The following is a 24028-nucleotide window of genomic DNA, read 5'->3' on the forward strand; positions in this document are numbered from 1 at the left end:
CCGGCCCCCGTCAAGGGTCAGGAGACCGTGCCGGTCACGCCCTGCACGAAGTAGTCCATCTGCTCGATGGTCTCGATCGGCGGCGTGTCACCCTCGGGCACCATGACGGTCCCGTCCTGCGCGGTGACCGGTCCGACGAACGGGCTGCCACCCGCCTCGAGGTCCGCGGCCGCGGCGGCGATGAGCGCCTGGGTCTCCTCGGTGACGCTGGGCCCGAAGGCCGAGGCCACGAAGGGGTTCGCGCCGCTGGCCATGTTCGCGCGGTAGTTGGCGTTGTACTCGCTGCCCGTGAAGTCGCCGTCGATCGCCGTCTGCACGATGTCCGTGTACAGCGGACCCCAGTCCCACTCGGACCCCGTGAGCCAGCCCTCGGGAGCCAGGGACGACGCGTCGGCGTGGTAGCCGACGGTGTACGCGCCGGCGGCCTCCGTGGCCTCGATGATCGTCTTGGTGCAGTCCTGGTGCTGCGTCATCACGTCGACACCGGAGCTGAGCAGCGACGCCACCCGGTCCGCCTGGGTGGCCGGGTCGCACCAGCTGGTGGTCGAGACCGCGACGACCTCGACGTCCGGACGCACCGACTGGGCGCCGAGTGTGAACGCGTTGATGTTGGCGAGCGTCTGCGGGATCGGGATGGCGTAGACGTAGCCCAGCTTCCCGGTCTGCGTCGCGGCTCCCGCGGCGATGCCCGCGAGGTACACGGGCTCGAACACGCTCCCGAAGTACGTCCCCATGTTGGCGGGCACCGGGTCGAGCAGCCCACCCTGGTGGACGACGACGACCTCGGGGTGCGCCTCCGCCACCTGCTTGGCGGCGTCCAGGTGGCCGTAGCTGGTGGCGAAGATGATCGTCGCCCCCTGCGCGACCATGCTCTCCATCGTCGTGGCGGCCGTGTCGTCCTCGGGGATGTTGTAGGCCTCGAGGACGTCGAGGTCGGGGAACTCCTCGCGCAGCGCCTCGACACCCTGGAAGACGGCCTGGTTGTAGCCGAAGTCGTCCTTCGGCCCGACGGCGATGACACCGACCGTCGTGGCGTCCGCGCCCGGGGCCGAGTCACCGGCGGGGGCGGAGCCTTCGCTGTCGGGGGCGGTGACGGCAGGGCTGCACGCGGCGAGGACCGCTACCACCGCCGCGACGAGACACACGCGGGCTGTTCTGGTGAGGCGCATGGTGATCCTTCTGTTCGGGGGGGCGGGGACCATCAGGTGGTGCGGCTGTTGTCGAACACCTTGAGCAGCTCGTCCGGGGCGGCGAGCATCGTGCGGCGGCCCAGCACCGCCAGGACGACGAGCGTGAGGACGAAGGGCACGGCGTTCAGCGCGAACTGGTTCACGGCGATGCCCGAGGTCTGCAGCACGGACGCCAGCGACAGCGCGGCACCGAACAGGTACGCGCCGGCCATGATCCGGATGGGGTTCCACATCGCGAAGATCACCAGGGCCACGGCGATGAACCCGCGGCCGGCGATCATGTTCTCGAACCAGCTGTTGGCGTACGCGATGGAGATGTGCGCGCCCCCGATGCCGGCCAGCGCGCCACCCGCGACGGTCGCGCAGTAGCGGACGGCCTTGACGGAGTACCCGTGCACCTCGAGCGCCTCGGTGCGCTCACCGGCCGTGCGGACCAGGAGGCCGACGCGGGTGCGGAAGAGCACCCACCAGATGACGGGCGCCGCGACGTACGCGATGTACACCAGCGGGTCGTGGTCGAACAGGATCGGGCCGATCCCGGGGATCGCGCTCAGGCCGGGCACGGGGACGGGCGTGAACGCGTTGATCTGCCGGCTCACGTAGCCGACGCCGAACAGCGCGGTCACCCCGAGGGCCAGGAAGTAGAGCGTGAGGCCGCTGGCGAACTGGTTGGCGCGCCGGCTGACCACCAGGACCGCGTGCATCAGGCTCAGCAGGGCACCCGCGAGCGCGCCGCCGAGGACGCCCAGCCACGGGTTCCCGGTCTCCGCGGTCACGGCGTACCCGCCGAGGGCCCCGAGCAGCATCGCCCCCTCGGTGCCGAGGTTGATCACGCCGCCCCGCTCGGAGATCGTCTCCCCCAGGCCGGCGTACATGATGGACGTGCCGCCGCGGACCGCCCCGGCCAGGATGTCGATGATCACGAGCGCACCTTCCGCGGGCTGGTCCAGCCGAGGACGGCCAGCAGCACCAGACCCATGAGGATGTTGACGCTCGCGGCCGGCAGGCCCGAGCCGATCTGGAGGCTGTTCCCCGAGACGGCGATCGCGGCGAGCACGAGCGACGCGACCAGCAGCGGCAAGGGCTTGTGCCGCGACAGCCAGCTGGCCAGGAACGCGACGTAGCCGATGGTCAGGCCGAAGGTCGGCCGCAGCTTGTACTCCATCCCGGCGAGCTGGATGAAGCCCGCCAGGCCGGCCAGCGCACCGCCGATGAGCAGCGCGGTGAGCAGCAGCGTGACCACCGGCAGCCCCGCCCGGCGCGCGGCCTCCGCGTTGCCGCCGACCACCGACAGCCGGAAGCCCCACGTCGTGCGGGACAGGGCGAACCAGACGGCCCCGGCGGCGACCACCGCGAGGGCCACCCCGACGTGGATCGCGGTCCCGGCGAACACCGGGAGCTTCATCGCGTCGTTGAGCTCGACGCTCGTGGACTGCCCGAGGGCCGCCGGGTCCTTCCAGGGTCCGAGGATGAGGAAGAGCATCGAGTACAGCGCGACGTAGTTGAGCAGCAGCGTGGTGACGGCCTCGTTGACCTTCACGACGAGGCGCATGGCCGCGGCGATCCCGGCCCACGCGGCGCCCGCCACCATCGCGGCCAGGACCATCAGCAGCAGKACGAGCCACGGTGACGCGACCGGCGTGAGCCACAGCGCCACCCCGGCGGCTGCGACGGCCCCGATGATCAGCTGCCCCTCACCACCGACGTTCACCAGGCCGGCGCGGGCGGGCACGACGACGGCCAGCCCGGCGAGCGCGATGGGTGCGGCCCGCAGCACGATCTGCTGGAACTGTCCCGGCTGCGTGAGGGTCGACGTCCAGATGTCGGCGTAGACCGCGAACGGGTCGGCACCGTTGGCCAGCACGAACGCCCCGAACACCACGAGTCCTGCGATCAGGGCACCGATCCACCGCAGCAGGGTGGAGCCCCGGCTCAGGAACCGTCCCCGGCCGGCCGTGCTCGGCGGTGCGGGCGGTGGCGGGAGCGGTGGCGCCGACTTCTCGACTTCCTGGCTCATGCCACGCCTCCGAGCATCAGTCGTCCGATGGACATCCGGTCGGCACCCGCGGTGTCGACGACCCCGACCAGGTGCCCGTCGTGCATGACGGCGATCCGGTCGGCCACGGCGATGAGCTCGTCGAGGTCCTCCGAGACCATGAGCACCCCGGCGCCCCGGGCGCGGTGCTCCAGCAGCAGCTCCTGCGTGCGGCGGGTGTTCGCGACGTCGAGCCCGCGGCTCGGGTACGCCGCGACGACGAGCGACGCGTCCTGGCCCAGCTCGCGCGTCAGCAGGACGCGCTGGATGTTGCCGCCCGACAGGGACGAGAGGGTCCGCTTGGTGGGCGCCATGTGCAGGCCGACGCGCTCGTCGAGCACCGCGGTCCGCGCGCCGACGGCCGGCCAGTCGATCCCCAGCCCGCGGCGCGGTACGGCCCGGCCGTCGAGCACCATGTGCTCCAGCACCGTGAGCCCCGGCACGACCGAGTCCACGACCGGGTCCTCGGGCACGGCGACCGCACCGGTCAGCCCCGGCACCGACTCACCGACGCGGACCGAGCCCGACGTCACCGGCCGCAGCCCGAGCGCGACCTCGCACAGCTCCTTCTGCCCGCTCCCCGCGACCCCGGCGACACCGACCAGCTCGCCCGGGTGCACCTCGAGGTCCACTCCCTTGAGCGCGACGTGCCCGCGGTCGCCGAGCGCCGTGGCGCCCTGGAGCTCCAGCACGGCACGCTCGCGCGGCGGCACCGCGACGCGTTCCACCGCGAGCGGCGGCACCCGCCGGCCCACCATCGCCTCGACCAGCTCGGCGTCGGAGAAGTTCCCGGGGTCCTCGGCGTTGAGGATCACCTGCCCGCCGCGGAGCACGGTCACCTGGTCGGCGATCGTGCGGACCTCGCCCAGCTTGTGCGTCACCAGCACCACGCCGAGGCCCCGGTCACGCAGCTGCGCGACGACGCCGAACAGCGCCTCGACCTCCTGCGGCGCCAGCACGCTCGTCGGCTCGTCGAGGATGACCAGCCGGGCTCCCGTCATGAGGACCTTGAGGATCTCCGCACGCTGCCGCTCGCCGATCGACAGGTGCCGGACCTTCGCGGACGGGTCGACGGCGAGCCCGTACGCCTCCGACGCCTCCGTGATCCGGGCGGCCAGCCGGGCCAGGCGCAGGGTCGGCCCGTCCGGCAGGGCGAGTGCGATGTTCTCCGCGACCGTCAGCGCGGGCACCAGCCGCAGGTCCTGGAACACCATGCCGATACCGAGCGCTCGTGCGTCGGCGGGGCTGCCCGGTGACACGGGGGCGCCGTCGACGAACATGCGCCCCTCGTCAGGGGTGTAGACGCCGTAGATCATCTTGAGCAACGTGCTCTTGCCGGCCMCGTTCTCCCCGATCAGGCCGTGCACGGTCCCGGGCAGGACGGTGAGGTCCACGTCCCAGTTGGCCTGCACCTCGCCGAACCGCTTGGACAGGCTGCGCACCTCGAGGAGCGCGGCGGGCTTGCCCACCCGACCTCGGGCGCGGGCGACGGCGTCGGTGGTCATGCGCGTGGCCGCTGCGTATCCAGAGCCGTATCCGCTCGCGTATCCATTACGGGAGGCTAGGAGCGCGATGTTTCGGACATTCGCGACATACGTAACACTTGCGTGTCTGACCTGGGACGGCGCCTACGCTCACGCCATGGCGACCCCGCGCGTGCTCCTCGTGCACGGAGCAGCGACGACGTCGCGGATCTGGGACCCGGTGTGCGACCTCCTGCGGGACGACGGCCTCGACGTCGTCGTCCCCGACCGGGCGAGCAGCGGCGACCTCACCACCGAGCTCGACGCCCTCGCCGGGCTCGCTGACGGCGCGGTCGTCGTGGGCGTCTCCGGCGGCGCGACCCTCGCCCTCGCCCTCGCCTCGGACCGGCCGCTCGCCGGTGCCGTCCTGCACGAGCCGGCGGTCGGGTCGCTCGTCCCCGGCCTGCTCGACCACGTCGTCGCCGGCTTCACCTCCGGGGGTGTCCCCGGCTTCGGCGCCGCGCTCTACGGACCCTCGTGGACGCCGGCGATGGCACCCGCCGACCAGGACGCGGTCGCCCGCGACCTCGCGATGTTCCGCCGGTTCGAGCCCGCTCCCCTGCACCCGGGGCAGGGCGCCGTCGTGGTCACGGTCGGGGAGCTCTCATCGCCGGCCCGGCACGACGCGGCCCGGGCGCTGCACCACCTGCTCAACGTCGAGGTGCGCGTCCTGCCCGGCACCGGGCACTTCGTCCAGCACGACGACCCGGCGGCGCTGGTCGCCGTGATCCGCTCGGTCGTCGAGGGAGCGGGCGCTCAGCCCCGCCCGCCCGGCTGACCTCCGGCACCCCCGCCCCCGGACGGGACGGTGCCGGTGTCGACCCGCACCACGAGCGACACCCGGAACCCCGCGTCGACGTCGCCGGTGACGGTGCCCAGCTGGTCGACGCCCCCGTCGTCGCCGAACACGTCGTCCGTCGCCAGCGTCAGCGACGACAGCGTCGTGACGGACCCCTCGTAGCCTGGTGTGGCGTACACCGTGTCGCACACGTCCTGCGGCAGCGCGACCTGCGAGGTCGCGACGGCGTTCGTCGCGTCCGTGATCGCGTCGACGTCGGGGTACACCTCGAAGTGCACGTGCGGCCAGCGACCGGTGTAGCAGGCCGGGAAGACGCTGCTGAACGTCACGGTCCCGTCCGGGCCAGCCACCTGGACGCCCCGCAGGTACGTCACGTCCTCCAGCCCCGGCGAGTACAGCGAGTACCCGCCGTCGCGGTCGCAGTGCCACACGTACACCGCCGCCCCCTCGAACGGCACGTCGCCGCGGGCCATGTCCAGGACGGTCAGGGTGAGCGTCATGGCCACGCCCTCGGCGGTGGCCGACCCGTCGATGCTGCTGCGCAGGTCGCTGCGGACCACACCCGACTGCTCGAGCACGTCCGGTCCGTTGGACCCGTCCCCGGGGTACGGCCCGGCGGTCTCGTCGGGGATCTCACCGCCGGAGGCCGTCTGCGTCGCAGGCGAGGGCGTGCACGCGGCGAGCGCGGTGACGCCGAGCAGCGACAGCACCGCGCGGCGCGTCACCAGGGTTCCCACGTCGAACGGGAGCCCCTGGTCGACGACCTCCTCGTCCGGACGCACCAGCAGCCGCCCCTGGTACGTAGGGCCGCCGTCCGACGGGACGGCCTCGGGAACGCGCGTCATGTCCGACCTCCGGTCCGGGCCCGCGGGCGCGAGCCTTCTGCCCCCATGCTGCGCGGCCAACCTAGGAGCGCGCTGTGCCGCGCCTCAGACCCTGCGGGTGCGGACGAACAGCACCACCCCGACGACCGCCACGGCGAGGCCCACGAGCACGTACGGCCACGGGTTCGCCTCCACGACGCACGCGGACGCGCCGGTCACGCCCCCGGTGCAGAACGGCCCCGGACCGTGCCGGTTCAGCCACGCGAGCGCGAACGGGAGGGCAGCCAGGCCGGTGACCACGCCGAGCTGCGCCGGACGCAGCCCCTGCCGCACGACGAGCAGACCCCCGACCAGCAGCAGCGCGAGCGCCACGAACAGCCCGCCCGGGATCCCGAGCCCCAGGCCCGCGCCGATCCCGGCACCGAGCAGCACCCAGCCGAGGAACGCCCCGACGCCCGTACCCGGGAGCGGGGCGCGGACCTCCTCGGCCCACAAGGTCAGAGCAGGCCCAAGGCCTGCACCGCGTCGCGCTCCTCGACGAGCTCCGCGACGGACGCGTCGATCCGGGACCGCGAGAACTCGTCGACCGACAGGTCCGGGACGATCTGCCAGCGGCCGTCGACCGAGGTCACCGGGAAGGACGAGATGAGCCCCTCGGGCACCCCGTAGKAGCCGTCGGAGACGATCCCGGCGGAGGTCCAGTCACCMGCGGGCGTGCCGTGCACCCAGGTGTGCACGTGGTCGATCGCCGCGTTCGCCGCGGAGGCCGCCGACGACGCGCCGCGCGCCTCGATGATCGCCGCGCCCCGCTTGGCCACGGTCGGGATGAACGTGTCGCGCACCCACGCGTCGTCGCCGACGACCTCGAGCGCGGGCCGCCCGCCGACCGTGGCGTGCGACAGGTCCGGGTACTGCGTCGCCGAGTGGTTGCCCCAGATGGTCAGGCGCGCGATGTCCGCGACGGCCGCACCGGTCTTGGTCGCCAGCTGCGAGACCGCACGGTTGTGGTCCAGGCGCGTCATCGCCGTGAAGCGCTCGCGCGGCACGTCCGGCGCGTGCGACGCCGCGATGAACGCGTTCGTGTTGGCGGGGTTCCCGACGACCAGCACCCGCACGTCGTCGGCGGCACCGGCGTTGATGGCCGCCCCCTGGGGCTTGAAGATGCCGCCGTTGGCCGAGAGCAGGTCGCCGCGCTCCATGCCGGCCGTGCGCGGGCGCGCACCCACCAGCAGTGCGACGTTGACGCCGTCGAACGCGGCTGTGGCGTCGTCGTAGATCTCGACGCTGTCCAGCGTGGTGAACGCGCAGTCGTCGAGCTCCATCGCGGTGCCCTCCGCGGCCTTGACGGCCTGCGGGATCTCCAGCAGGCGCAGGCGGACGGGCGTGTCGGCGCCGAGCAGCTGGCCGGACGCGATGCGGAAGAGCAGCGCGTAGCCGATCTGCCCGGCGGCTCCGGTGACGGTGACGGTGACGGGCGAGCTGGCCACGGAACGGGCTCCTTCGATCGGCGACGACGGCGACCTCACGCTACCCCGCAGACGACGGACGGCGCCCACCCTGACAAGGGTGGACGCCGTCCGGACGAGACTGGCTCAGGCGAGCTTGGCCGCCAGGTTGGCGTCGAGCGTCGCGAGGAACTCCTCGGTGGTCTGCCACGCCTGGTCGGGGCCGACGAGGGCCGCGAGGTCCTTGGTCATGGCGCCCGACTCGACCGTCTCGATGACGACCTGCTCGAGCGTCTCCGCGAACTGCGTGACCTCGGGCGTGCTGTCCAGCTTGCCGCGGTGCTTCAGGCCACCGGTCCAGGCGTAGATCGACGCGATCGGGTTGGTCGACGTCGGCTTGCCGGCCTGGTGCTGGCGGTAGTGGCGCGTCACGGTGCCGTGGGCCGCCTCGGCCTCGACCGTCTTGCCGTCGGGCGTCATGAGCACGGACGTCATGAGGCCGAGCGAGCCGAAGCCCTGGGCCACGGTGTCGGACTGCACGTCGCCGTCGTAGTTCTTGCAGGCCCAGACGTAGCCGCCCTCCCACTTCATGGCCGCGGCGACCATGTCGTCGATGAGGCGGTGCTCGTACGTCAGTCCGGCGGCCGCGAAGTCGGCGGCGTACTCGGCGTCGAAGACCTCCTGGAAGATGTCCTTGAACGCGCCGTCGTAGGCCTTGAGGATCGTGTTCTTCGTCGACAGGTACACCGGGTAGCCGCGCTGCAGGCCGTAGGCGAACGAGGCGCGCGCGAAGTCGCGGATCGAGTCGTTGAAGTTGTACATGCCCATCGCGACGCCACCGCCGTCGGGGTACGTGACGACCGTCTGGTTGATCGGCTCGGAGCCGTCCGCGGGGGTGTACGTCAGCGTCAGCGTGCCGGCGCCGGGGACCTTGAAGTTGGTCGCCTTGTACTGGTCGCCGTGGGCGTGACGGCCGATGATGATCGGCTTGTTCCAGCCCGGCACCAGGCGCGGGATGTTGCTGATGATGATGGGCTCGCGGAAGACGACGCCGCCGAGGATGTTGCGGATGGTGCCGTTGGGCGAGACCCACATCTTCTTCAGGCCGAACTCCTCGACCCGCGCCTCGTCGGGCGTGATCGTCGCGCACTTGACGCCGACGCCGTGCTCCTTGATGGCGTTCGCCGCGTCGATCGTCACCTGGTCGTCGGTGGCGTCGCGGTGCTGGATCGACAGGTCGTAGTAGCGCAGGTCGATGTCGAGGTACGGGTGGATCAGGCGGTCCTTGATGAACTGCCAGATGATGCGCGTCATCTCGTCGCCGTCGAGCTCGACGACCGGGCCGACAACCTTGATCTTCGCCATGCGGGGATCTCCTGTGCTGGGGACGGAAGGGGGCACGGCACGTGATGCGGGGTGCCGGCGCGGGTCCGGGGACAAGATTACTCGACGTCGAGAGATCTGCGTGAGTCCGCCCCTCGGCGCGCACCGTGACCGATGACACCAGTACTGGCATGCTGGCACCCACCAGGGGCGAGACGCTGCTCACCGCGTCACCACGACCGCACAGCCGGACGTGGCAGGCTCCGCGCGCACCGCCCTTCCATCGACGGTTACTCACGACAGGATCGACATGTCACAGGACAACCCCGACAAGGCCGCTGGCTCCCCGGAGCCCGACGAGGCCACCGCCGCCGGCACGCCCGCACCCGAGGAGGCGACGGCCGCAGCAGCCGCCGACGCCGCCGCGCCCGCCGCTGCACCGGTCGCTGAGCCCGTCGAAGAGCCGGTCGCCACCCCCGACGCCGACGAGGACGTCGTCGTCGAGGAGCTCGACGCGTACGTCGTCCCGGCGGGCACGGTCGTCGTGACCGGACCGAGCCTGGTCGCCCGCCTGGGCGCGGAGGCCTTCGGCACGTTCACGCTGGTGCTCGTGGGCCTCGGCATCGCGCTGTACGCCGGCCTGCCCAGCATCGGCGGCGGCACCATCACCGTCGCCCTGGGCTTCGGCATCGCGGTGCTCGCGAGCGCCATCGCCGTCGGGCACATCTCAGGCGGCCACTTCAACCCGGCCGTCACGATCGGTGCCGCCATCGGCGGCCGGACCCCGTGGAAGGACGTACTGCCCTACTGGCTCGCGCAGCTGGTCGGCGGCATCCTCGCCGCAGCGGTCCTGTTCATCTCGGTCCCGTCGAAGCTCCCCGGCCTGATCGACGCCAGCGGCTCGGCCACGACCCGGTCGTTCTTCTCGTCGGTGTCCAACGGCTACGCCGCGCACTCGCCGCTGAGCGGGATCTCGGGCGGTCAGGTCGAGTTCTCCCTGGTGAGCGCGCTGCTCGTCGAGATCGTCGTCACCGCCGTGTTCGTCGGCGTCATCCTGGGCGCCACGGACCGCCGCTCGGCCAACAAGCAGGCGCCGTTCGCCATCGGCCTGTCGCTGGCCGTGCTTATCATCGTCGCCATCCCGGTCACGAACGCGTCGCTCAACCCGGCCCGCTCGACGGCGTCGGCGATCTTCTCCGACAGCTGGGCGCTGAGCCAGCTCTGGCTGTTCTGGGTCGCCCCGATCGTCGGTGCGGCGCTGGCCGGCCTGGTCTACCGGGCGTTCGCCGCCGAGCCGGTGGAGGACAACCTGCTCGAGGAGGACGACGCGTACGTCACGACGGACGACGTCCTCGTGGTGACGGAGCGCTGACGCCCAGCTGACCCCGCACGAACCGGACGCCCGGGACCTTCACGGTCCCGGGCGTCCGTGCGTGTCAGCGGGGCAGGATCTGCGCGAGCACGGCCAGGCCCGCCCCCAGCAGGACGAGCACGGCGACGTCCAGGGCCTTCGCCCGCACGGTGATCGCGACCGGCCCGGGCGACGGCAGCACGGCGCGGACCACGGCGCACACCAGCACGACACCGGCGAGCACGAACGCACCCGCCCGCGTGCCGACGACGAGCGCCACGACCGTGGCGACGACGATGCCGGAGCTGGTCCACCACAGCGACACGTTGCGTGCGGCGTCGAGCGACGCCCGGGCGATGGCGCGCGGGTCCAGGGGTGCCTGCTCGACCGGGATCGGGCCGGTCGCGGGCGGCTGGTCGGGAGCCGGCTGGTCGGGCAGCGGGGCCTCCCGGCGCACGGGTTCGGCAGTGTGCGGGTGAGCGCCAGCGACGCGGCGTACCTCGGCTGCCCCGCTCATGCGCTCCTTCACCATCTCGCTCGTGCCTCCCCGACGGGAGACTACCGTTGCGAGGTGACCGCCCGGACCCACGACGACCGCAGCGGCGCCGCTGACGCCCGACCACCCGGTGACGTGCTCGTCGTCGGGGCGGGTCTCGCCGCCACCCAGACGGTCGCCGCGCTGCGGGAGCGGGGGTACGACGGACGGGTCACGGTGCTCGGCGCCGAGGGCGTCGCCCCGTACGACCGGCCGCCGCTGTCGAAGCACCTCCTGGACCGGCCGCGGCCGACGTGGCTCGCCGACGAGCTCGGCGCCGACCTGCTCACGCTCGCGGACGAGGTCCGTCTGAGCAGCCCGGCACGTGCGCTCTCCCTGTCCGGGGCGCGACCGGAGGTGCTCACCGACGACGGCCCCCTGAGCGCCGACGCCCTCGTCGTGGCCAGCGGCGCCCACGCCGTCCGGCCGCCGGGCTGGGAGGCTGCCCTGACCCTGCACACCGCCGCCGACGCGGAGCGGCTCCGGGCGGCACTGGCGCCCGGCGCCCGGCTCGTCGTGATCGGCGCGGGGTGGATCGGCGCGGAGGTGGCCGGTGTCGCCGCCGCCGCGGGGGTCGACGTCGTGGTGGTCGAGGCGAACGGTGCCCCGCTCGTGGCGGCGCTCGGCCCCACCGTCGGGGAGCTGACGGTCCCCTGGTACGCCGCGGCCGGTGTCCGGCTGCTGACCGGCGAGCACGTCGTCGAGGTCGGCACCAACGGTGTGAGCCTCGCGGACGGCAAGATGGTCGCCGCCGACGTCGTGCTCGCGGCGGTGGGGGCGCGCCCGAGCACCGGCTGGCTGGCCGGTGCGCTCCCCCTCGAGCAGGACGGCTCGCTGCGGGTCGACGAGCACCACCGGGTGGTCGGCGCACCCGGCAGCGTGCGGGCGGTCGGGGACGTCGCGCTGCGCCGGTCCTCCCGGCACGGCTGGGTGCCCGGCGGGCACTGGGACGGCGCGCTGCGGGGACCCGCCGCGCTCGTCGCCGACCTGCTGGGCGACCCGGGGACCACCGACGTGGCGCCCTACGTGTTCTCCACGCAGCTGGGCCACGAGCTGGCCCTGTTCGGCAGCCCGCACATCGACGACGAGGTCGTCCTGCGCGGCGTCCCCGCCGACGGCGACGGCTGGGGCGCGCTGTGGTTCCGGCGGGGTTCCGACGAGGTCGGCGCGATCCTCACCGTCGACCGCCCGCGCGACGTCGGCGCGGCTCGCAGGCTGTTCACCGCGCCGGGACTGCCCCGGCTCGACCGCACGCTGGCGCGCGACCCGGGGCGGCCCCTGCGGGAGGCCTCCGTCGTCTAGTGCGCGAAGTGCCGCGTGCCTGTCAGGTAGAGCGTCACGCCGGCAGCCTGCGCCGCGGCGATGACCTCCTCGTCCCGGACCGACCCGCCCGGCTGCACGATGGCCCGCACGCCGGCGTCGATGAGCACCTGGGCACCGTCGGCGAACGGGAAGAACGCGTCCGAGGCCGCCACGGCACCCCGGGCGCGCTCGGCGTCCCCGGCGTTGGCGCGCTCGACCGCGAGCCGGCACGAGTCCACGCGGTTGACCTGTCCCATCCCGACGCCCACGGACGCTCCCGCGTCGGCGAGCAGGATCGCGTTCGACTTCACGGCGCGCACGGCCCGCCAGGCGAACGTCAGGTCGACGAGCGTGGCGTCGTCGGCAGCAGCACCGGCCGCCAGCGTCCAGGCCGACGGGTCGTCGCCGGGGGCGTCCACCTGGTCGAGCTCCTGGACGAGCAGGCCGCCGCTGACGGCACGCCGCTCGGTGCGCACGCCGTCCACCGGGGCCACCTGCAGGAGCCGGATGTTCTTCTTGCGCGCGAGGATCTCGAGAGCCTCGGGCTCGAAGCCGGGGGCGACGACGACCTCGGTGAACACCGGCGCGATCTGCTCCGCCGCGGCGGCCGTGAGGGTCCGGTTGGTGGCGATGACGCCGCCGAACGCAGAGACCGGGTCGCACGCGTGCGCCTTCGCGTGGGCGTCGGCCACGTCGGCGCCCACCGCGATGCCGCACGGGTTGGCGTGCTTGATGATCGCGACGGCGGGGTCGGCGTGGTCGTGCGCGGCGCGCCACGCGGCGTCGGCGTCGACGTAGTTGTTGTAGCTCATCGCCTTGCCGTGCAGCTGCTGCGCGCCGGCCAGCCCGCGGCCCGCGGCGCCGTCGGGCGTCAGGTAGAGCGCGGCCTGCTGGTGCGGGTTCTCGCCGTAGCGCAGCACCTCGCCGCGCACCCACGTCGTGCCCGTGAACGCCGGGAAGCCCGAGTCGGCGGCCTGCTCGTCGGGCGCGTAGTCGGCGGCGAACCAGCTGGCGACGGCGGCGTCGTACGCGGCGGTGTGCGCGAACGCGTCCGCCGCGAGCAGGCGGCGGGCGGCCAGCGTGAAGCCCCCGGCCCCGACGGCGGCGACGACCTCGTCGTAGCGCGCGGGGTCGACGACGACGGCCACGCTCGGGTGGTTCTTGGCGGCCGCGCGGACCATCGACGGGCCGCCGATGTCGATCTGCTCGACGCACTCGTCGGGCCCCGCGCCGGACGCGACCGTGGCCGTGAACGGGTAGAGGTTCACGACGACCAGCTCGAACGGCGCGATGCCCAGCTCGTCCAGCTGCGCCAGGTGCTCCGGCAGCCGCGTGTCGGCGAGCACGCCCGCGTGCACCCGCGGGTGCAGCGTCTTGACGCGGCCGTCGAGGCACTCGGGGAAGCCGGTGAGCTCCTCGACGCGCGTGACCGGGACGCCGGTGCCGGCGATCGTGGCGGCCGTCGATCCGGTGGAGACGATCTCGACACCGGCGGCGTGCAGCGCGGCAGCCAGGTCGGTCAGGCCGGTCTTGTCGTAGACGCTGACGAGGGCGCGACGGACGGGTCGCTGGTTCTCGGTGGAGGACATGCGCGGCGGCTCCTGATGCAGGGTCGGCTAGGGCGGACCCATGCACCCAGGCGGGCGGTGCGAGGCGGGGCACTGCGGCCGCTCCCCGGTGGTTGAGCCCACCTGCGCCAGTCACGACCGGGGCCGAGTCTAGCCGAGGCGTCAGCCGACGATCGCGTGCCGCCCGTCGACCCGCAGCCYGCCGCGCGCGATCCGTCCGACCCACTCGACCAGCAACGGCTGCTCGACCGCCTTGATCCGCTCGTGCAGCGTGCCTTCGTCGTCGTCCGGCAGGACCGTGACGGCCGCCTGCGCCAGGATCGGCCCGGTGTCGACGCCCTCGTCGACGACCATGACCGTGCACCCGGTGACCTTCACACCGTGCGCGAGCGCGTCCCGCACGCCGTGCGCACCGGGGAACGACGGCAGGAGCGCCGGGTGGGTGTTGACGATCCGCCCGCCGAACCGGCCGAGGAACGTGGCACCGAAGAGCTTCATGAACCCGGCGAGCACGATCAGGTCGGGCGAGAACACCGCCACCGTCTCGGCGATCGCCGCGTCCCACGCCGCCCGGTCGTCGAAGTCCTTGACCGACACCACCGCCGTCGGGATGCCCGCCTCGCGCGCGATGTCGAGCGCCCGGATGTTCGGTCGGTCCGCGACCACCGCCACGACGCGCGCACCGTAGGCGGGGTCGTCGTGGGCCGCCAGCAGCGCCGCCAGGTTCGAGCCGGTGCCCGAGACGAGGACGACCAGCCGGCCGGACTCGCGGGTGGCCGGGGCGGGGCGCGGGGGCGTCTCGTGCGTCACGCGGCCGACCCTACCGGCGCGGGGCTCGGAGCGGCCGGACCGTCCGGCGTCCGCCGTTCGTGCGCGAGAATGCACGGGTGAGCAACCCGTACGCGCCGCCCGAGGACCGTCCGCGCCCGCCGGACGGCGAGCAGACGGATGCCCCCCGCGCCTACGGCGCCCCCGAGTGGCCGCYGCCCGCACAGCGGCCGGAGAACGCCGTGGCCGCCCAGCCCGAGCCTCCGGACCCGGAGGCCGTGGCGCTCGCCACCAAGCACGCGCGCCTGTTCGGCGTGCTGATCCTCAGCTCGGTGCTCGTCGGGACGCTGCCGCTCCCCTGGCAGGCGGCCTCGCTCGTCTTCGCGCTCGCCGCGATCGTCGTCGGCGCCTGGGCCCTGGTGGCCGCCGTCCGCTCGCGGGGCCGTGGCCTGGTGCCCATGCTCGCCGTCGGCTCGGTCCTCGCGCTGGTGTGGACGCTGTACCTGAGCGTGCAGCTCACGCTCTGGCCCGTGCAGCAGGCCCGGCAGGAGTGCCTGCAGCGTGCGCTGACCATCAGCGCGACGAACGCGTGCGAGTCGCAGTACGAGCAGGAGGTCCGCACCCGGCTGGACCCCGGCGGCACGGGGTCCTGACCGCCGTCAGTCCCCGTCGCGCCGCACGGTCGCGCGCAGAGCGCGGCCGAGCTGTGCCCGCAAAAGCGCGTCGCTGGGCAGCGCCACCAGCAGCGACCCCACCAGCACACCCGCACCGGCAAGCAGCCCGACGACGAGGCCCTGCGCCCCGACGTCAGCCAGCCGGTCGGAGCCGATCCCGCCACTCGCCAGGGTGACGAGCAGCGTGACGACGGCGGTGGCGCACGTCGCGGCAGTGGCGCACGCGAGCGCCGTGTCCCACCACCGCTGCGGCACCAGCCGGCGGTGGACGTAGAGCCCCACGACGGTGCCGACCACCACCAGGACGAGCGGGGCCAGGCTCGTCGCCGGTCCGAGCACGTCGGAGGACGGGAGCGCGCCGAGCATCGGCACCGCGGGCAGCGCACCCCCGACCACGTCGTCGGGCGCGAAGTGCGTCCCCTCACCGACCGCGAAACCGGCACCCGTCAGCCACGCGAGCGCCCAGACGACCAGGTTCGGCAGGTAGGCCAGCTCGGCGACCGCGAGCACCGCGCCGCCGACGGCGTCCAGCCCGAGCCCCCGCACGACGTCCCCGATGGTGGCCCGGCCGGCCACGATCCACAGCAGGGTCAGCAGGGCGGCGACGAGCACCAGCGCGGCCGACGCGAGCACCCCGCCGGTGGCGCCGGTCCGCACGGGTGACGGGCAGCGGGACCACACGGGTCGGGTGAGCGCTCGCCACGACGGCGCCTCGGGACGCGCGAGCAGCCCGGCGCCGAGACCGACCGCGGACACCGTCGCACCTCCGACCAGGGCACGAGCCAGGTCCGCCCCCGCGACGCCCGTGACGAGCGCCAGCAGGACGGCGACGAGGGTGTACGTGCCCACGCCCGCCGCGTACGCCGACCACGTCGCCAGCCCCGACCGGCGGGCCGAGGCGTAGCAGACGAAGAGCGCGAGCAGCGTCACCCCGAGCGGCACGAGGGTCACCACGACGGGGCCGACGTGCGCGGGCACCCCGTGCCCGAGCAACCACAGCGACGAGCCCACGCCCACCGAGCKGAACCAGCCGACCCCGCTGTTGGACGGGTCCGCCGACGTCGCGACGTAGGCCGCGACGGCGGGCAGCGTCAGGACCAGGAACGAGAGCAGCGCGGCCTGCAGCGCGGACAGGATGCCCGCGACCCAGCGCGGCGCACCGTCGAGCGCGCTCGTGAAGAAGGTGGGCGCCGGCTCGTCGGACAGCGTGCGGCGACGGCGACGGTCGACGACGGGGGTGCCCCCCGTGCGGGGGCCGGTGGCGCTCACCGTGCCATGGTCCCTGCCGGGCTCGCCGGAAGGACGAACCCGGCGCGGCGCGTCGGCTGTCGGGTCAGACACGTCGACCCCGGTGAGCGCGGCTCACCGGGGTCGACGGGGTGGGGTGTCAGCCGAGCAGCTGGCGCGCGAGCTCGGCCGTCTCGGACGGCGTCTTGCCGACCTTGACGCCCGCGGCCTCGAGGGCCTCCTTCTTGGCCTGCGCGGTGCCCGACGAGCCGGAGACGATCGCGCCGGCGTGGCCCATCGTCTTGCCCTCGGGCGCCGTGAACCCGGCGACGTAGCCGACGACGGGCTTGGTGACGTGCTCGGCGATGTACGCCGCGGCACGCTCCTCGGCGTCACCGCCGATCTCACCGATCATCACGATGACCTCGGTGTCKGGGTCCGCCTMGAACGCCGCGAGGGCGTCGATGTGCGTGGTGCCGATGATCGGGTCACCGCCGATGCCGATGGCCGTGGAGAACCCGAAGTCCCGCAGCTCGTACATCATCTGGTAGGTCAGCGTGCCCGACTTCGACACCAGGCCCACGCGGCCCGGGCCGGTGATGTCCGCCGGGATGATGCCCACGTTGGACTTGCCGGGGCTGATCAGGCCGGGGCAGTTGGGGCCGATGAGCCGCACGTTCTTCTCCAGCGCGAGCGCGAAGAACTCGGCGGTGTCGGCCACCGGGACGCCCTCGGTGATGATGACGACGAGCGGGATGCCCGCCTCGATCGCCTCGACGACCGCGGCCTTGGTGTGGGCCGGCGGCACGAAGACGACGGAGACGTCCGCACCGGTGGCGTCCATCGCCTCGGCGACGGAGCCGAACACGGGGACATCCGTGTCACCGAACGCGACGGAGGTCCCCGCCTTGCGAGGGTTCACCCCGCCGACGACGGACGTGCCGGACGCGAGCATGCGGGTCGTGTGCTTCTGGCCCTCGGAACCCGTCATGCCCTGGACGATGACCTTGGATGCCTCGGTCAGGAAGATCGCCATGGTGGTGTCTGCTTCTCTCTGGGTCTGTCTCAGTCAGTCTCGGTCAGCGGGCTCAGGCCGCGGCGTGGGCGAGCTCGGCCGCCTTGTCGGCGCCGCCGTCCATCGTGTCCGCGATCGTGACCAGCGGGTGGCCGGCCTCGGCGAGGATGCGACGACCCTCGACCACGTTGTTGCCGTCCAGGCGCACGACGAGCGGCTTGGAGGCCTCGTCGCCGAGGATCTCGAGGGCCGCGACGATGCCGTTGGCGACGGCGTCGCACGCCGTGATGCCACCGAAGACGTTCACGAACACGGCCTTGACCTGCGGGTCCGTGAGGATGATGTCCAGGCCCGCGGCCATGACCTCGGCGCTGGCGCCGCCACCGATGTCGAGGAAGTTGGCGGGCTTGACCCCGCCGTGCGCCTCGCCGGCGTAGGCGACGACGTCGAGCGTGCTCATCACGAGCCCGGCGCCGTTGCCGATGATCCCGACCTCGCCGTCGAGCTTGACGTAGTTGAKGTCCTTCTCCTTGGCGCGCGCCTCCAGCGGGTCCGCCGCGGCGGCGTCCTCGAGGTCGGCGTGCTCCGGGTGGCGGAAGCCCGCGTTCTCGTCGAGCGTGACCTTGCCGTCGAGCGCGACGATCTCGCCGTCCTCGGTGAGGACCAGCGGGTTCACCTCGACGAGCGTGGCGTCCTCGCTGCGGTAGACGGTCCACAGCGTCTGCAGGACCGCGGCGACCTTGGGGGCGATGTCGGGCGCGAACCCTGCGGCGGCGACGATCTCGTCGGCCTTCGCCTGGTCGATGCCGGTGCGCGGGTCCACCGCGACCTTGGCCAGGGCGTCGGGACGCTCCACCGCGAGCTGCTCGATGTCCATGCCGCCCTCGACCGAGCACATGGCCAGGTAGCGGCGCTCGGCGCGGTCCAGCAGGAGGGAGAAGTAGAACTCGGTCGCGATCTTGGCGCCCGCGGCGATCATCACGCGGTGGACCGTGTGGCCCTTGATGTCCATGCCGAGGATCTCGGTGGCCTTCTCGGCCGCGTCGTCCGCGGACCGGGCCAGCTTGACGCCGCCGGCCTTGCCGCGGCCACCGACCTTGACCTGCGCCTTCACGACGACCACGCCGGGCTGGCCGCCCAGGAGCTGCTCCGCGCCGGCGCGGGCCTCCTCGGGAGTCGTGGCGACCACGCCGCCGAGCACGGGAACGCCGTGCTTCTCGAAGATGTCACGTGCCTGGTACTCGAACAGGTCCACCTGGTCTGGGTCCTCTCATCACCGGCATTCGACGGCCTCTGTGCGGCCGAAACGCCCCGGTCGATGGTAGCGGGCACGCGGAGATCTCTTCACATCGAGAGATGTGGCGTTCGCAACGCCGGATCGTCCACACATTCTCCGCAACCCCTCCCCCGAATCGTCCCGATCCGCTACGTTCCCCGCATGGATCCGGTGACGGTCGTGGCTGCACTGCTCGGCGACCGATGAGCGCGCCCTCGGACACGGCGCCCACGGCATCGGTCGCGCGCCTCGCCGTCCTGCGCGAGGTGGCGCACCGCATCGCGGACCCCCGAGCCCTCGGGCGGCCCGTCCTGGTCGGGATCGACGGCATGGACGGCGCGGGCAAGACCGTCTTCGCCGACGAGCTCGCCGCCGAGCTGCTGCGGGCAGGCCGCACCGTCGTGCGGATCAGCGTCGACGGGTTCCACCGCCCGCGCGACGAGCGCTACCGCCGTGGCCGGCACTCCCCCGAGGGCTTCTGGGCCGACTCCTACGACTACGACGCGCTGCGCACCCAGGTCCTGGAGCCGTTCGCGCCCGGCGGGTCCCGCCGGTTCCGCCGGGCCGTCCGCGACGTCGCCAGCGACACGGCGCTCGACCTCCCGCGCGAGCACGGCACCGACAGCACGGTGCTCATCGTCGACGGGATCTTCCTGCACCGCGACGAGCTGGCCGCCTGGTGGGACTTCTCCGTGTACCTGGACGTCGACTTCGCCGAGACGTTCGCCCGCATGGCCGTCCGCGACGGGTGCTCGCCGGACCCGACCCACCCCGCGAACGCGCGCTACGTCGAGGGGCAGCGCCACTACCTCGCCGCGTGCCGCCCGGCGACGCGCGCCACGGTCGTCGTCGACAACCGCAACCTCACCCGCCCGCGCGTGATGCTCGACCCCTGACCCTGAGCCCTCCGGCGTCGCGGTCCTCACTGCGCAGGGGAGTCCCCGCCGGCACGGGCAGGCCTGCGTCGCGCCAGGTCAGGACCCTGGTCCACGGCGGGCGTGGGCGGGTGGCCGCTCGGCACGAAGGCGATGGCGACGAGAGCGGCCACCGCGACGAGCGCGGGTACCGCGACGGCGGGGCGCTGCGCCGTCGCCACCAGGGGCCCGACCCCGGGGACGGTGACGACCGGGACGAGGGCTGTACGGACGACGTACGGCTGGGGGTCGGCCGCGTCGTTCGCATCCCCCTGCATCTGGACGGCGACCACGCCCTCGCTCGAGCTCTGCGCCGCGGGTGTCACGGACACCACGCGGTGGGTGATGAGCCGGTCGTCTGCGCTCCGGAGCGTCGCGACGTCGCCCACCGTCAGGGTGTCGGCGGCCACCGGGCGCGACACGACGAGGTCGCCCGTCTCGTAGGTGGGGCGCATGGAGCCCGACGTCACGACGAGGGGTTGCACGGCGCCGAGGCGGACAGCGACGAACAGCGCGAACCCGAGGACCCCGACGACCGCKGCGACGGTCAGGAGCGCGTCGGCCAGGATGCGCAGCGCCCTCACGGTGCCCTCCAGGTGGCGGTGACGGGGACCGCGGGCACCGGCGCGATCTCCTGCCCCGCACCGGTGCCGAGCGTGCCCGCCGCACCCCAGCAGTAGATGTCGTCGTCGTCGGCGATGGCGCAGGCGTGGTTCCCGCCCACCGAGATCGAGGTGAACAGGACTCCGCCCGGCTGCTGGACCGCCACGGGGACCGGGCTGCTCTGGCGGACCGGCACCGCCGTGGTGCCGAGCTGCCCCTGGAAGTTCGAGCCCCAGCACCACGCCTGGCCGGTGCTGTCGAGCGCGCAGCTCGAGTCGATACCGGCGGAGACGGCGACCATCGTGCGCCCGGTGAGCCCGACGACCAGTCCGGGCTCGGTCAGCGCTCCGCTCTCGCCGTCGTTGACACCGAGCCTCCCACCCGATCGCAGTCCCCAGCAGTACACCTGCGCGGCGGCGATCGCGCAGGTGTGGAACACCCCCGCCGTGATCGCGTCGACCGGTGCCGCCGGCATCGCGCCCTGCAGCACCTGGACGGGGGAGGTGTATGCGACGTTGACGGTGCCGACGCCGAGCTGGCCCTGCTCGTTCGTGCCCCAGCAGTAGTCGACGCCGGCTGCGATGAAGCAGGCATCCTCGAAGCTCGACGTGAGTGAGGAGATCGGCACCCCCGCGGGGAGCTGGCTTCCCGGGTCCTGGGCGACGCTGGGCAACGCGATCGGCGCGTTGGCCCAGCTCTGCGGCGCCGGGKGGGCCGGGCGAGTGAGCCCGACCTGCAGCCCCCAGCACGCTCCGGGCGTGGCTTGCAGCGGAGCKAGCTCCGTCACCGCGCACGTGATGTCCTGCCCGGCCACGACCTCGCGGACCACCCGACCGTCGAGCGGTGACTGGTACTGGTTCCCGGTGCCGGCGGGGAGGTCGTACACCGCCGTGGGCACGGACACGGACGGCGACTGCCACGGCTCCGCGACGTTGAAGTTCCCGAGCTTCCCTCCACCGGCTCCCCAGCAGTACGCGCGACCGCCGGAGGCACCGCACGCGTAACCGTTCCCCGCGCTCACGTGGTCGGCCGTGCCCACCGCCATCGCGGTCACGCCGTTGCCCGCGGACACCGGGACATCGGCGTCGGCGGTGCTGCCCACGCCGAGCTGGCCGTCGCCGCCCTCGCCCCAGCACCACATGTCTCCGACGACGAGAGCGCAGGTGAAGCCGAGACCGGCATCGAGCTCGTTCGGGACAAGGGCGGGGAGGATCAGCACGTCGGCTTCGGCGTACACCTGGTCCTGCCAGGCAGCCGAGGTCATGCTCGGCACGAGCGCCGCCACCGCGAGCAGGATGCCGACGACCGCGACCGACAGGACGGCCCAGCGTCGTCTGATCCTGCGCGTCCTCGTCACGACGTCCACCCCGTCGACCCCGCCCGCCGACGCTCCCGACCCCACGTACGCAGCGTCAGGCCCAGCGCGACGAGCGCGAGCGCCGCTGCCCCGAGCGCGGCGATCTCGGCGCCGGTGGTGGGCAGGTACCCCGGGCCGGCGGGGGCGGGTGGCCCTCCCCCACCAGCCACGGGAGGAGCCGACGGCGACGGAGCGGGCGTCGGCGGCGGCGCGTCGGGTGCGAGCAGGTGCAGCTCGTAGCTGACCCTGCTCGCCGCATTGGCAGGGGCCGCGCTGTCCGCAGTGATCCCGACCCGCAGGTACGCGACACCACTCTCCGGGACGGGCACGTCGAGAGTGGCGTCCATCCCGGCACCGACCGAGCCCGCGACGAGCACGACCTCGCCGGCGCTGCACCCCTGGGCCGTCCACGCGACCGCGCACACCTCCACCCGCGTCGTGAGGTACGCGGCGAGCTCACCCGTACCGGACACGACTGCGCGGACGACCGCCGCACCGTCGGGCGCGTCGGGGGTGACGGTCGCCGTGCGCACCTCGGTCGTCCCGGGTTCGATCCGCTCGAACTGCAGCGTGCCGGGCGACACGCGCGGGTCCGGCACGGCCGCGACGACCGTGCCCGCACGCGCGGGCACCGCCGCCCCCGGGAGGGCAGCGATGAGCGTGGCAGCGAGCACCACGACGAGGGCCGCGCCCCCGACGTGGGACTGCGCTGGTCTACCGAGCACTGCGTGACCTCGACGCGCCGGCGAGGATCAGGGCGCGGTGACGGGGTCGACGGACTCCCCGTCGGCCCGCACGATGATGGTGCCTGCCGCATCCTCCACCACGGTGTCGTCGGCGGAGACGGTGAGCGTGAAGGTGGCCACATCCCCGGGCGCCAGGTCCTCCGGCGGGATCGGGTCGGTGAAGGCCACGACGGCGGTGACCCCCGCAGGCAGGGACGACGTGGGGTCGAGCCCGATCGCGGTCAGGTCCGCCGTCCATGTGCTCGCCGGGTCGTTGCGCACGTAGCCGGTCAGCACGACGGACTCCTCGGGCGCGACCTGGATCTCGTCGAAGGTCAGCGTGATCGCGGTGATGTCGTCGGACTCCTCCCATGCCGCGCCGTCCGGCGGCGCGTCAGGCGCTGCCTGGTCGGCGGGAAGTGCACCTTGGAGGTTGAAGTTTCCGGTGGTGACGTCGGCGTCGAAGAAGACCACGTCCGTCCATGCGGCGCTCGTGAGCGCTGCGCCCACGCCGAGAACCGCCAGTCCTGCCAGCCCGATCTTGATCCTGCGTGCGCGTCGAACGTCCACCGTGAACCTCCCCAGTCCACTCGTCCAGCGTCCCGACCCGGCACTGGATCTGGCTTCAGGGTGCTCGCGGCGCCCGAAACGTGCAACAGGTCACCTGTGCCATGTACGGCCCCTGACTCGCACGTCGCGCTCGGTCGCGACCGCGTCAACGTGGATTGACACATCTCCGCGCGTCAACGTAGGTTGACATCCATGTCCGATGAGCTCATGACCGCCGCCGCCGGTGCGGCCGAGCCCGCCGACGGTCTGCGGGCCGTCCGCTCGCTGCGCGCGCTGGCCGACCGGCTGGAAGCCCTGCACGTCGAGCGCGCCCGCCGGCTCGGCTGGTCCTGGCAGCAGGTCGCCGCCGCCCTGGGGGTCTCCCGGCAGGCGGTCCACAAGAAGTACGGGAAGAGGTTCGGCTGATGTTCGAGAAGTTCGCCAAGGACGCGCGCGAGGCCGTGGTTCACGCCCAGGACGAGGCACGATCGCTCGGTGCGGACCGGATCGGGCCGGAGCACGTGCTGCTCGGCACGGTGCGGGCACCCGGCACCGTGGCCGCGCAGGCGCTGGGACGGCTCGGTGTCGACCACTCCACGCTGCTCGCCGCGGTCCGGGCACTGCCGGCGCACGCCATCGACGCGGACGCGCTGGCCGGGATCGGGATCGACCTGGCGTCGGTGCGGACGGAGGTCGAGGCGTCGTTCGGCCCGGGTGCGCTCGACGCCGCGACGGGGTCGAGCCCCAGGAAGGGGMACCTGCCGTTCGATCCCTCCGCCAAGAAGCTGCTCGAGGTCGCGCTGCGTGAGGCCATCCGCTGCAAGCACCGCCGGATCGACAGCGGTCACCTGCTGCTCGCGGCCGTCCGGCTGGACGACACCTCCGCCTACCGGACGCTCGCCGCCGTCGGCGTCGGACCGGACGCCGTGCGCGAGGCGGTCACCGCGGTGTGGGCCGACGTACCGGTCGGCTGACGATGACCACCTGGACGCTGTCGACCGTCCTGCGGACCCGGGCGTGGGCGT

General features: G+C 73.3%; 25 protein-coding genes and 1 riboswitch. Of the genes, 7 read left to right on the plus strand and 18 right to left on the minus strand.

Features of this window, described 5'->3' with window-relative positions:
- Positions 1-17 precede the first annotated feature (17 nt).
- The 4 genes from ACXJKF_RS08895 to ACXJKF_RS08910 are packed head-to-tail and all read right to left on the minus strand — an operon-like array spanning position 18 to position 4730.
- Positions 18-1169 carry a BMP family ABC transporter substrate-binding protein gene (locus ACXJKF_RS08895; RefSeq protein WP_456787377.1) on the minus strand — a complete coding sequence of 384 codons (1152 nt, stop codon included), beginning with the start codon at positions 1167-1169 and terminating at the stop codon, positions 18-20.
- Positions 1170-1201: 32 nt separating this feature from the next.
- The gene (locus ACXJKF_RS08900) at positions 1202-2113 is read right to left on the minus strand and encodes an ABC transporter permease (protein ID WP_456787378.1); all 912 of its coding nucleotides are present in this window, start codon (positions 2111-2113) and stop codon (positions 1202-1204) included.
- A complete protein-coding gene (locus ACXJKF_RS08905; protein ID WP_456787379.1) occupies positions 2110-3207 on the minus strand; it encodes an ABC transporter permease in 1098 nt (365 codons plus the stop codon). The genes ACXJKF_RS08900 and ACXJKF_RS08905 overlap by 4 nt, the downstream gene beginning before the upstream one ends.
- Positions 3204-4730: an ABC transporter ATP-binding protein gene (locus ACXJKF_RS08910; RefSeq protein ID WP_456787380.1), complete on the minus strand. Its 1527-nt coding sequence runs from the start codon at positions 4728-4730 to the stop codon at positions 3204-3206. The genes ACXJKF_RS08905 and ACXJKF_RS08910 overlap by 4 nt, the downstream gene beginning before the upstream one ends.
- A 136-nt stretch (positions 4731-4866) precedes the next feature.
- On the opposite strand from ACXJKF_RS08910, the gene ACXJKF_RS08915 reads away from it, so the two are divergent.
- Positions 4867-5526 (plus strand): alpha/beta fold hydrolase, encoded by a 660-nt coding sequence (locus ACXJKF_RS08915; protein WP_456787381.1) that lies wholly within the window; start codon positions 4867-4869, stop codon positions 5524-5526.
- Here the strand turns inward: ACXJKF_RS08915 and ACXJKF_RS08920 are convergent.
- From ACXJKF_RS08920 to ACXJKF_RS08935, 4 genes are all read right to left on the minus strand, one after another.
- On the minus strand, positions 5505-6392 hold the full coding sequence (locus tag ACXJKF_RS08920) for a 3,4-dioxygenase subunit beta (RefSeq protein WP_456787382.1): 888 nt from the start codon (positions 6390-6392) through the stop codon (positions 5505-5507). The two genes, ACXJKF_RS08915 and ACXJKF_RS08920, sit on opposite strands and share 22 nt — an antisense overlap.
- 84 nt (positions 6393-6476) lie before the next feature.
- Complete coding sequence (locus tag ACXJKF_RS08925; RefSeq protein ID WP_456787383.1) at positions 6477-6866, minus strand: hypothetical protein; 390 nt, start codon at positions 6864-6866, stop codon at positions 6477-6479.
- A 2-nt stretch (positions 6867-6868) separates the two neighbouring features.
- Positions 6869-7858 carry a malate dehydrogenase gene (locus tag ACXJKF_RS08930; RefSeq protein ID WP_456787384.1) on the minus strand — a complete coding sequence of 330 codons (990 nt, stop codon included), beginning with the start codon at positions 7856-7858 and terminating at the stop codon, positions 6869-6871.
- Between the two features lie 105 nt (positions 7859-7963).
- Positions 7964-9181, minus strand: coding sequence for an NADP-dependent isocitrate dehydrogenase (locus tag ACXJKF_RS08935; protein ID WP_056585665.1), 1218 nt, complete (start codon positions 9179-9181; stop codon positions 7964-7966).
- Between the two features lie 268 nt (positions 9182-9449).
- On the opposite strand from ACXJKF_RS08935, the gene ACXJKF_RS08940 reads away from it, so the two are divergent.
- On the plus strand, positions 9450-10511 hold the full coding sequence (locus ACXJKF_RS08940; protein ID WP_456787385.1) for an MIP family channel protein: 1062 nt from the start codon (positions 9450-9452) through the stop codon (positions 10509-10511).
- Positions 10512-10575: 64 nt separating this feature from the next.
- Here ACXJKF_RS08940 and ACXJKF_RS08945 read toward each other — a convergent pair whose 3' ends face one another.
- On the minus strand, positions 10576-10947 hold the full coding sequence (locus ACXJKF_RS08945; RefSeq protein ID WP_456787386.1) for a DUF3017 domain-containing protein: 372 nt from the start codon (positions 10945-10947) through the stop codon (positions 10576-10578).
- Between the two features lie 114 nt (positions 10948-11061).
- Here ACXJKF_RS08945 and ACXJKF_RS08950 point away from each other — a divergent pair, with 114 nt between their 5' ends.
- Positions 11062-12327, plus strand: a complete 1266-nt coding sequence (locus ACXJKF_RS08950) for an FAD-dependent oxidoreductase (RefSeq protein ID WP_456787387.1) — start codon at positions 11062-11064, stop codon at positions 12325-12327.
- Here ACXJKF_RS08950 and purH read toward each other — a convergent pair.
- Together purH and purN are read right to left on the minus strand one after the other, a co-directional pair.
- A complete protein-coding gene (purH, locus tag ACXJKF_RS08955; RefSeq protein ID WP_456787388.1) occupies positions 12324-13916 on the minus strand; it encodes a bifunctional phosphoribosylaminoimidazolecarboxamide formyltransferase/IMP cyclohydrolase in 1593 nt (530 codons plus the stop codon). The two genes, ACXJKF_RS08950 and purH, sit on opposite strands and share 4 nt — an antisense overlap.
- Positions 13917-13953: 37 nt before the next feature.
- A riboswitch (ZMP/ZTP riboswitch) is annotated at positions 13954-14041 on the minus strand.
- Between the two features lie 16 nt (positions 14042-14057).
- Positions 14058-14705: a phosphoribosylglycinamide formyltransferase gene (gene purN, locus ACXJKF_RS08960; protein ID WP_456787389.1), complete on the minus strand. Its 648-nt coding sequence runs from the start codon at positions 14703-14705 to the stop codon at positions 14058-14060.
- 77 nt (positions 14706-14782) lie between these two features.
- Between purN and ACXJKF_RS08965 the strand changes: the two genes are divergently transcribed.
- Entirely contained in the window at positions 14783-15316 is a 534-nt protein-coding gene (locus ACXJKF_RS08965; RefSeq protein WP_456787390.1) for a hypothetical protein, read from the plus strand.
- Positions 15317-15322: 6 nt separating this feature from the next.
- Here the strand turns inward: ACXJKF_RS08965 and ACXJKF_RS08970 are convergent, their stop codons facing one another.
- From ACXJKF_RS08970 to sucC, 3 genes are all read right to left on the minus strand, one after another.
- Complete coding sequence (locus ACXJKF_RS08970; RefSeq protein ID WP_456787391.1) at positions 15323-16606, minus strand: cell division protein PerM; 1284 nt, start codon at positions 16604-16606, stop codon at positions 15323-15325.
- A 118-nt stretch (positions 16607-16724) separates the two neighbouring features.
- Positions 16725-17600, minus strand: a complete 876-nt coding sequence (gene sucD / locus ACXJKF_RS08975; RefSeq protein WP_456787392.1) for a succinate--CoA ligase subunit alpha — start codon at positions 17598-17600, stop codon at positions 16725-16727.
- A 52-nt stretch (positions 17601-17652) separates the two neighbouring features.
- Entirely contained in the window at positions 17653-18834 is a 1182-nt protein-coding gene (gene sucC, locus ACXJKF_RS08980; RefSeq protein WP_456787393.1) for an ADP-forming succinate--CoA ligase subunit beta, read from the minus strand.
- A gap of 224 nt (positions 18835-19058) precedes the next feature.
- Here sucC and ACXJKF_RS08985 point away from each other — a divergent pair, with 224 nt between their 5' ends.
- Positions 19059-19751 (plus strand): uridine kinase, encoded by a 693-nt coding sequence (locus ACXJKF_RS08985; RefSeq protein ID WP_456787394.1) that lies wholly within the window; start codon positions 19059-19061, stop codon positions 19749-19751.
- A gap of 26 nt (positions 19752-19777) precedes the next feature.
- Here ACXJKF_RS08985 and ACXJKF_RS08990 read toward each other — a convergent pair whose 3' ends face one another.
- The 4 genes from ACXJKF_RS08990 to ACXJKF_RS09005 are packed head-to-tail and all read right to left on the minus strand — an operon-like array spanning position 19778 to position 23024.
- The gene (locus tag ACXJKF_RS08990) at positions 19778-20353 is read right to left on the minus strand and encodes a signal peptidase I (protein ID WP_456787395.1); all 576 of its coding nucleotides are present in this window, start codon (positions 20351-20353) and stop codon (positions 19778-19780) included.
- Entirely contained in the window at positions 20350-21729 is a 1380-nt protein-coding gene (locus tag ACXJKF_RS08995; RefSeq protein ID WP_456787396.1) for an RCC1 domain-containing protein, read from the minus strand. Before ACXJKF_RS08995 ends, ACXJKF_RS08990 begins: the two co-directional genes overlap by 4 nt.
- On the minus strand, positions 21726-22454 hold the full coding sequence (locus ACXJKF_RS09000; RefSeq protein ID WP_456787397.1) for a hypothetical protein: 729 nt from the start codon (positions 22452-22454) through the stop codon (positions 21726-21728). Before ACXJKF_RS09000 ends, ACXJKF_RS08995 begins: the two co-directional genes overlap by 4 nt.
- A 27-nt stretch (positions 22455-22481) precedes the next feature.
- Positions 22482-23024 (minus strand): hypothetical protein, encoded by a 543-nt coding sequence (locus ACXJKF_RS09005; protein WP_456787398.1) that lies wholly within the window; start codon positions 23022-23024, stop codon positions 22482-22484.
- Positions 23025-23216: 192 nt separating this feature from the next.
- Here ACXJKF_RS09005 and ACXJKF_RS09010 point away from each other — a divergent pair, with 192 nt between their 5' ends.
- Positions 23217-23429, plus strand: a complete 213-nt coding sequence (locus ACXJKF_RS09010) for an RNA polymerase subunit sigma-70 (protein ID WP_456787399.1) — start codon at positions 23217-23219, stop codon at positions 23427-23429.
- Positions 23429-23977: a Clp protease N-terminal domain-containing protein gene (locus ACXJKF_RS09015; protein WP_456787400.1), complete on the plus strand. Its 549-nt coding sequence runs from the start codon at positions 23429-23431 to the stop codon at positions 23975-23977. Before ACXJKF_RS09010 ends, ACXJKF_RS09015 begins: the two co-directional genes overlap by 1 nt.
- Positions 23978-24028: the final 51 nt, after the last annotated feature.

The sequence above is a fragment of the Cellulomonas sp. P5_C5 genome, from assembly GCF_054049655.1.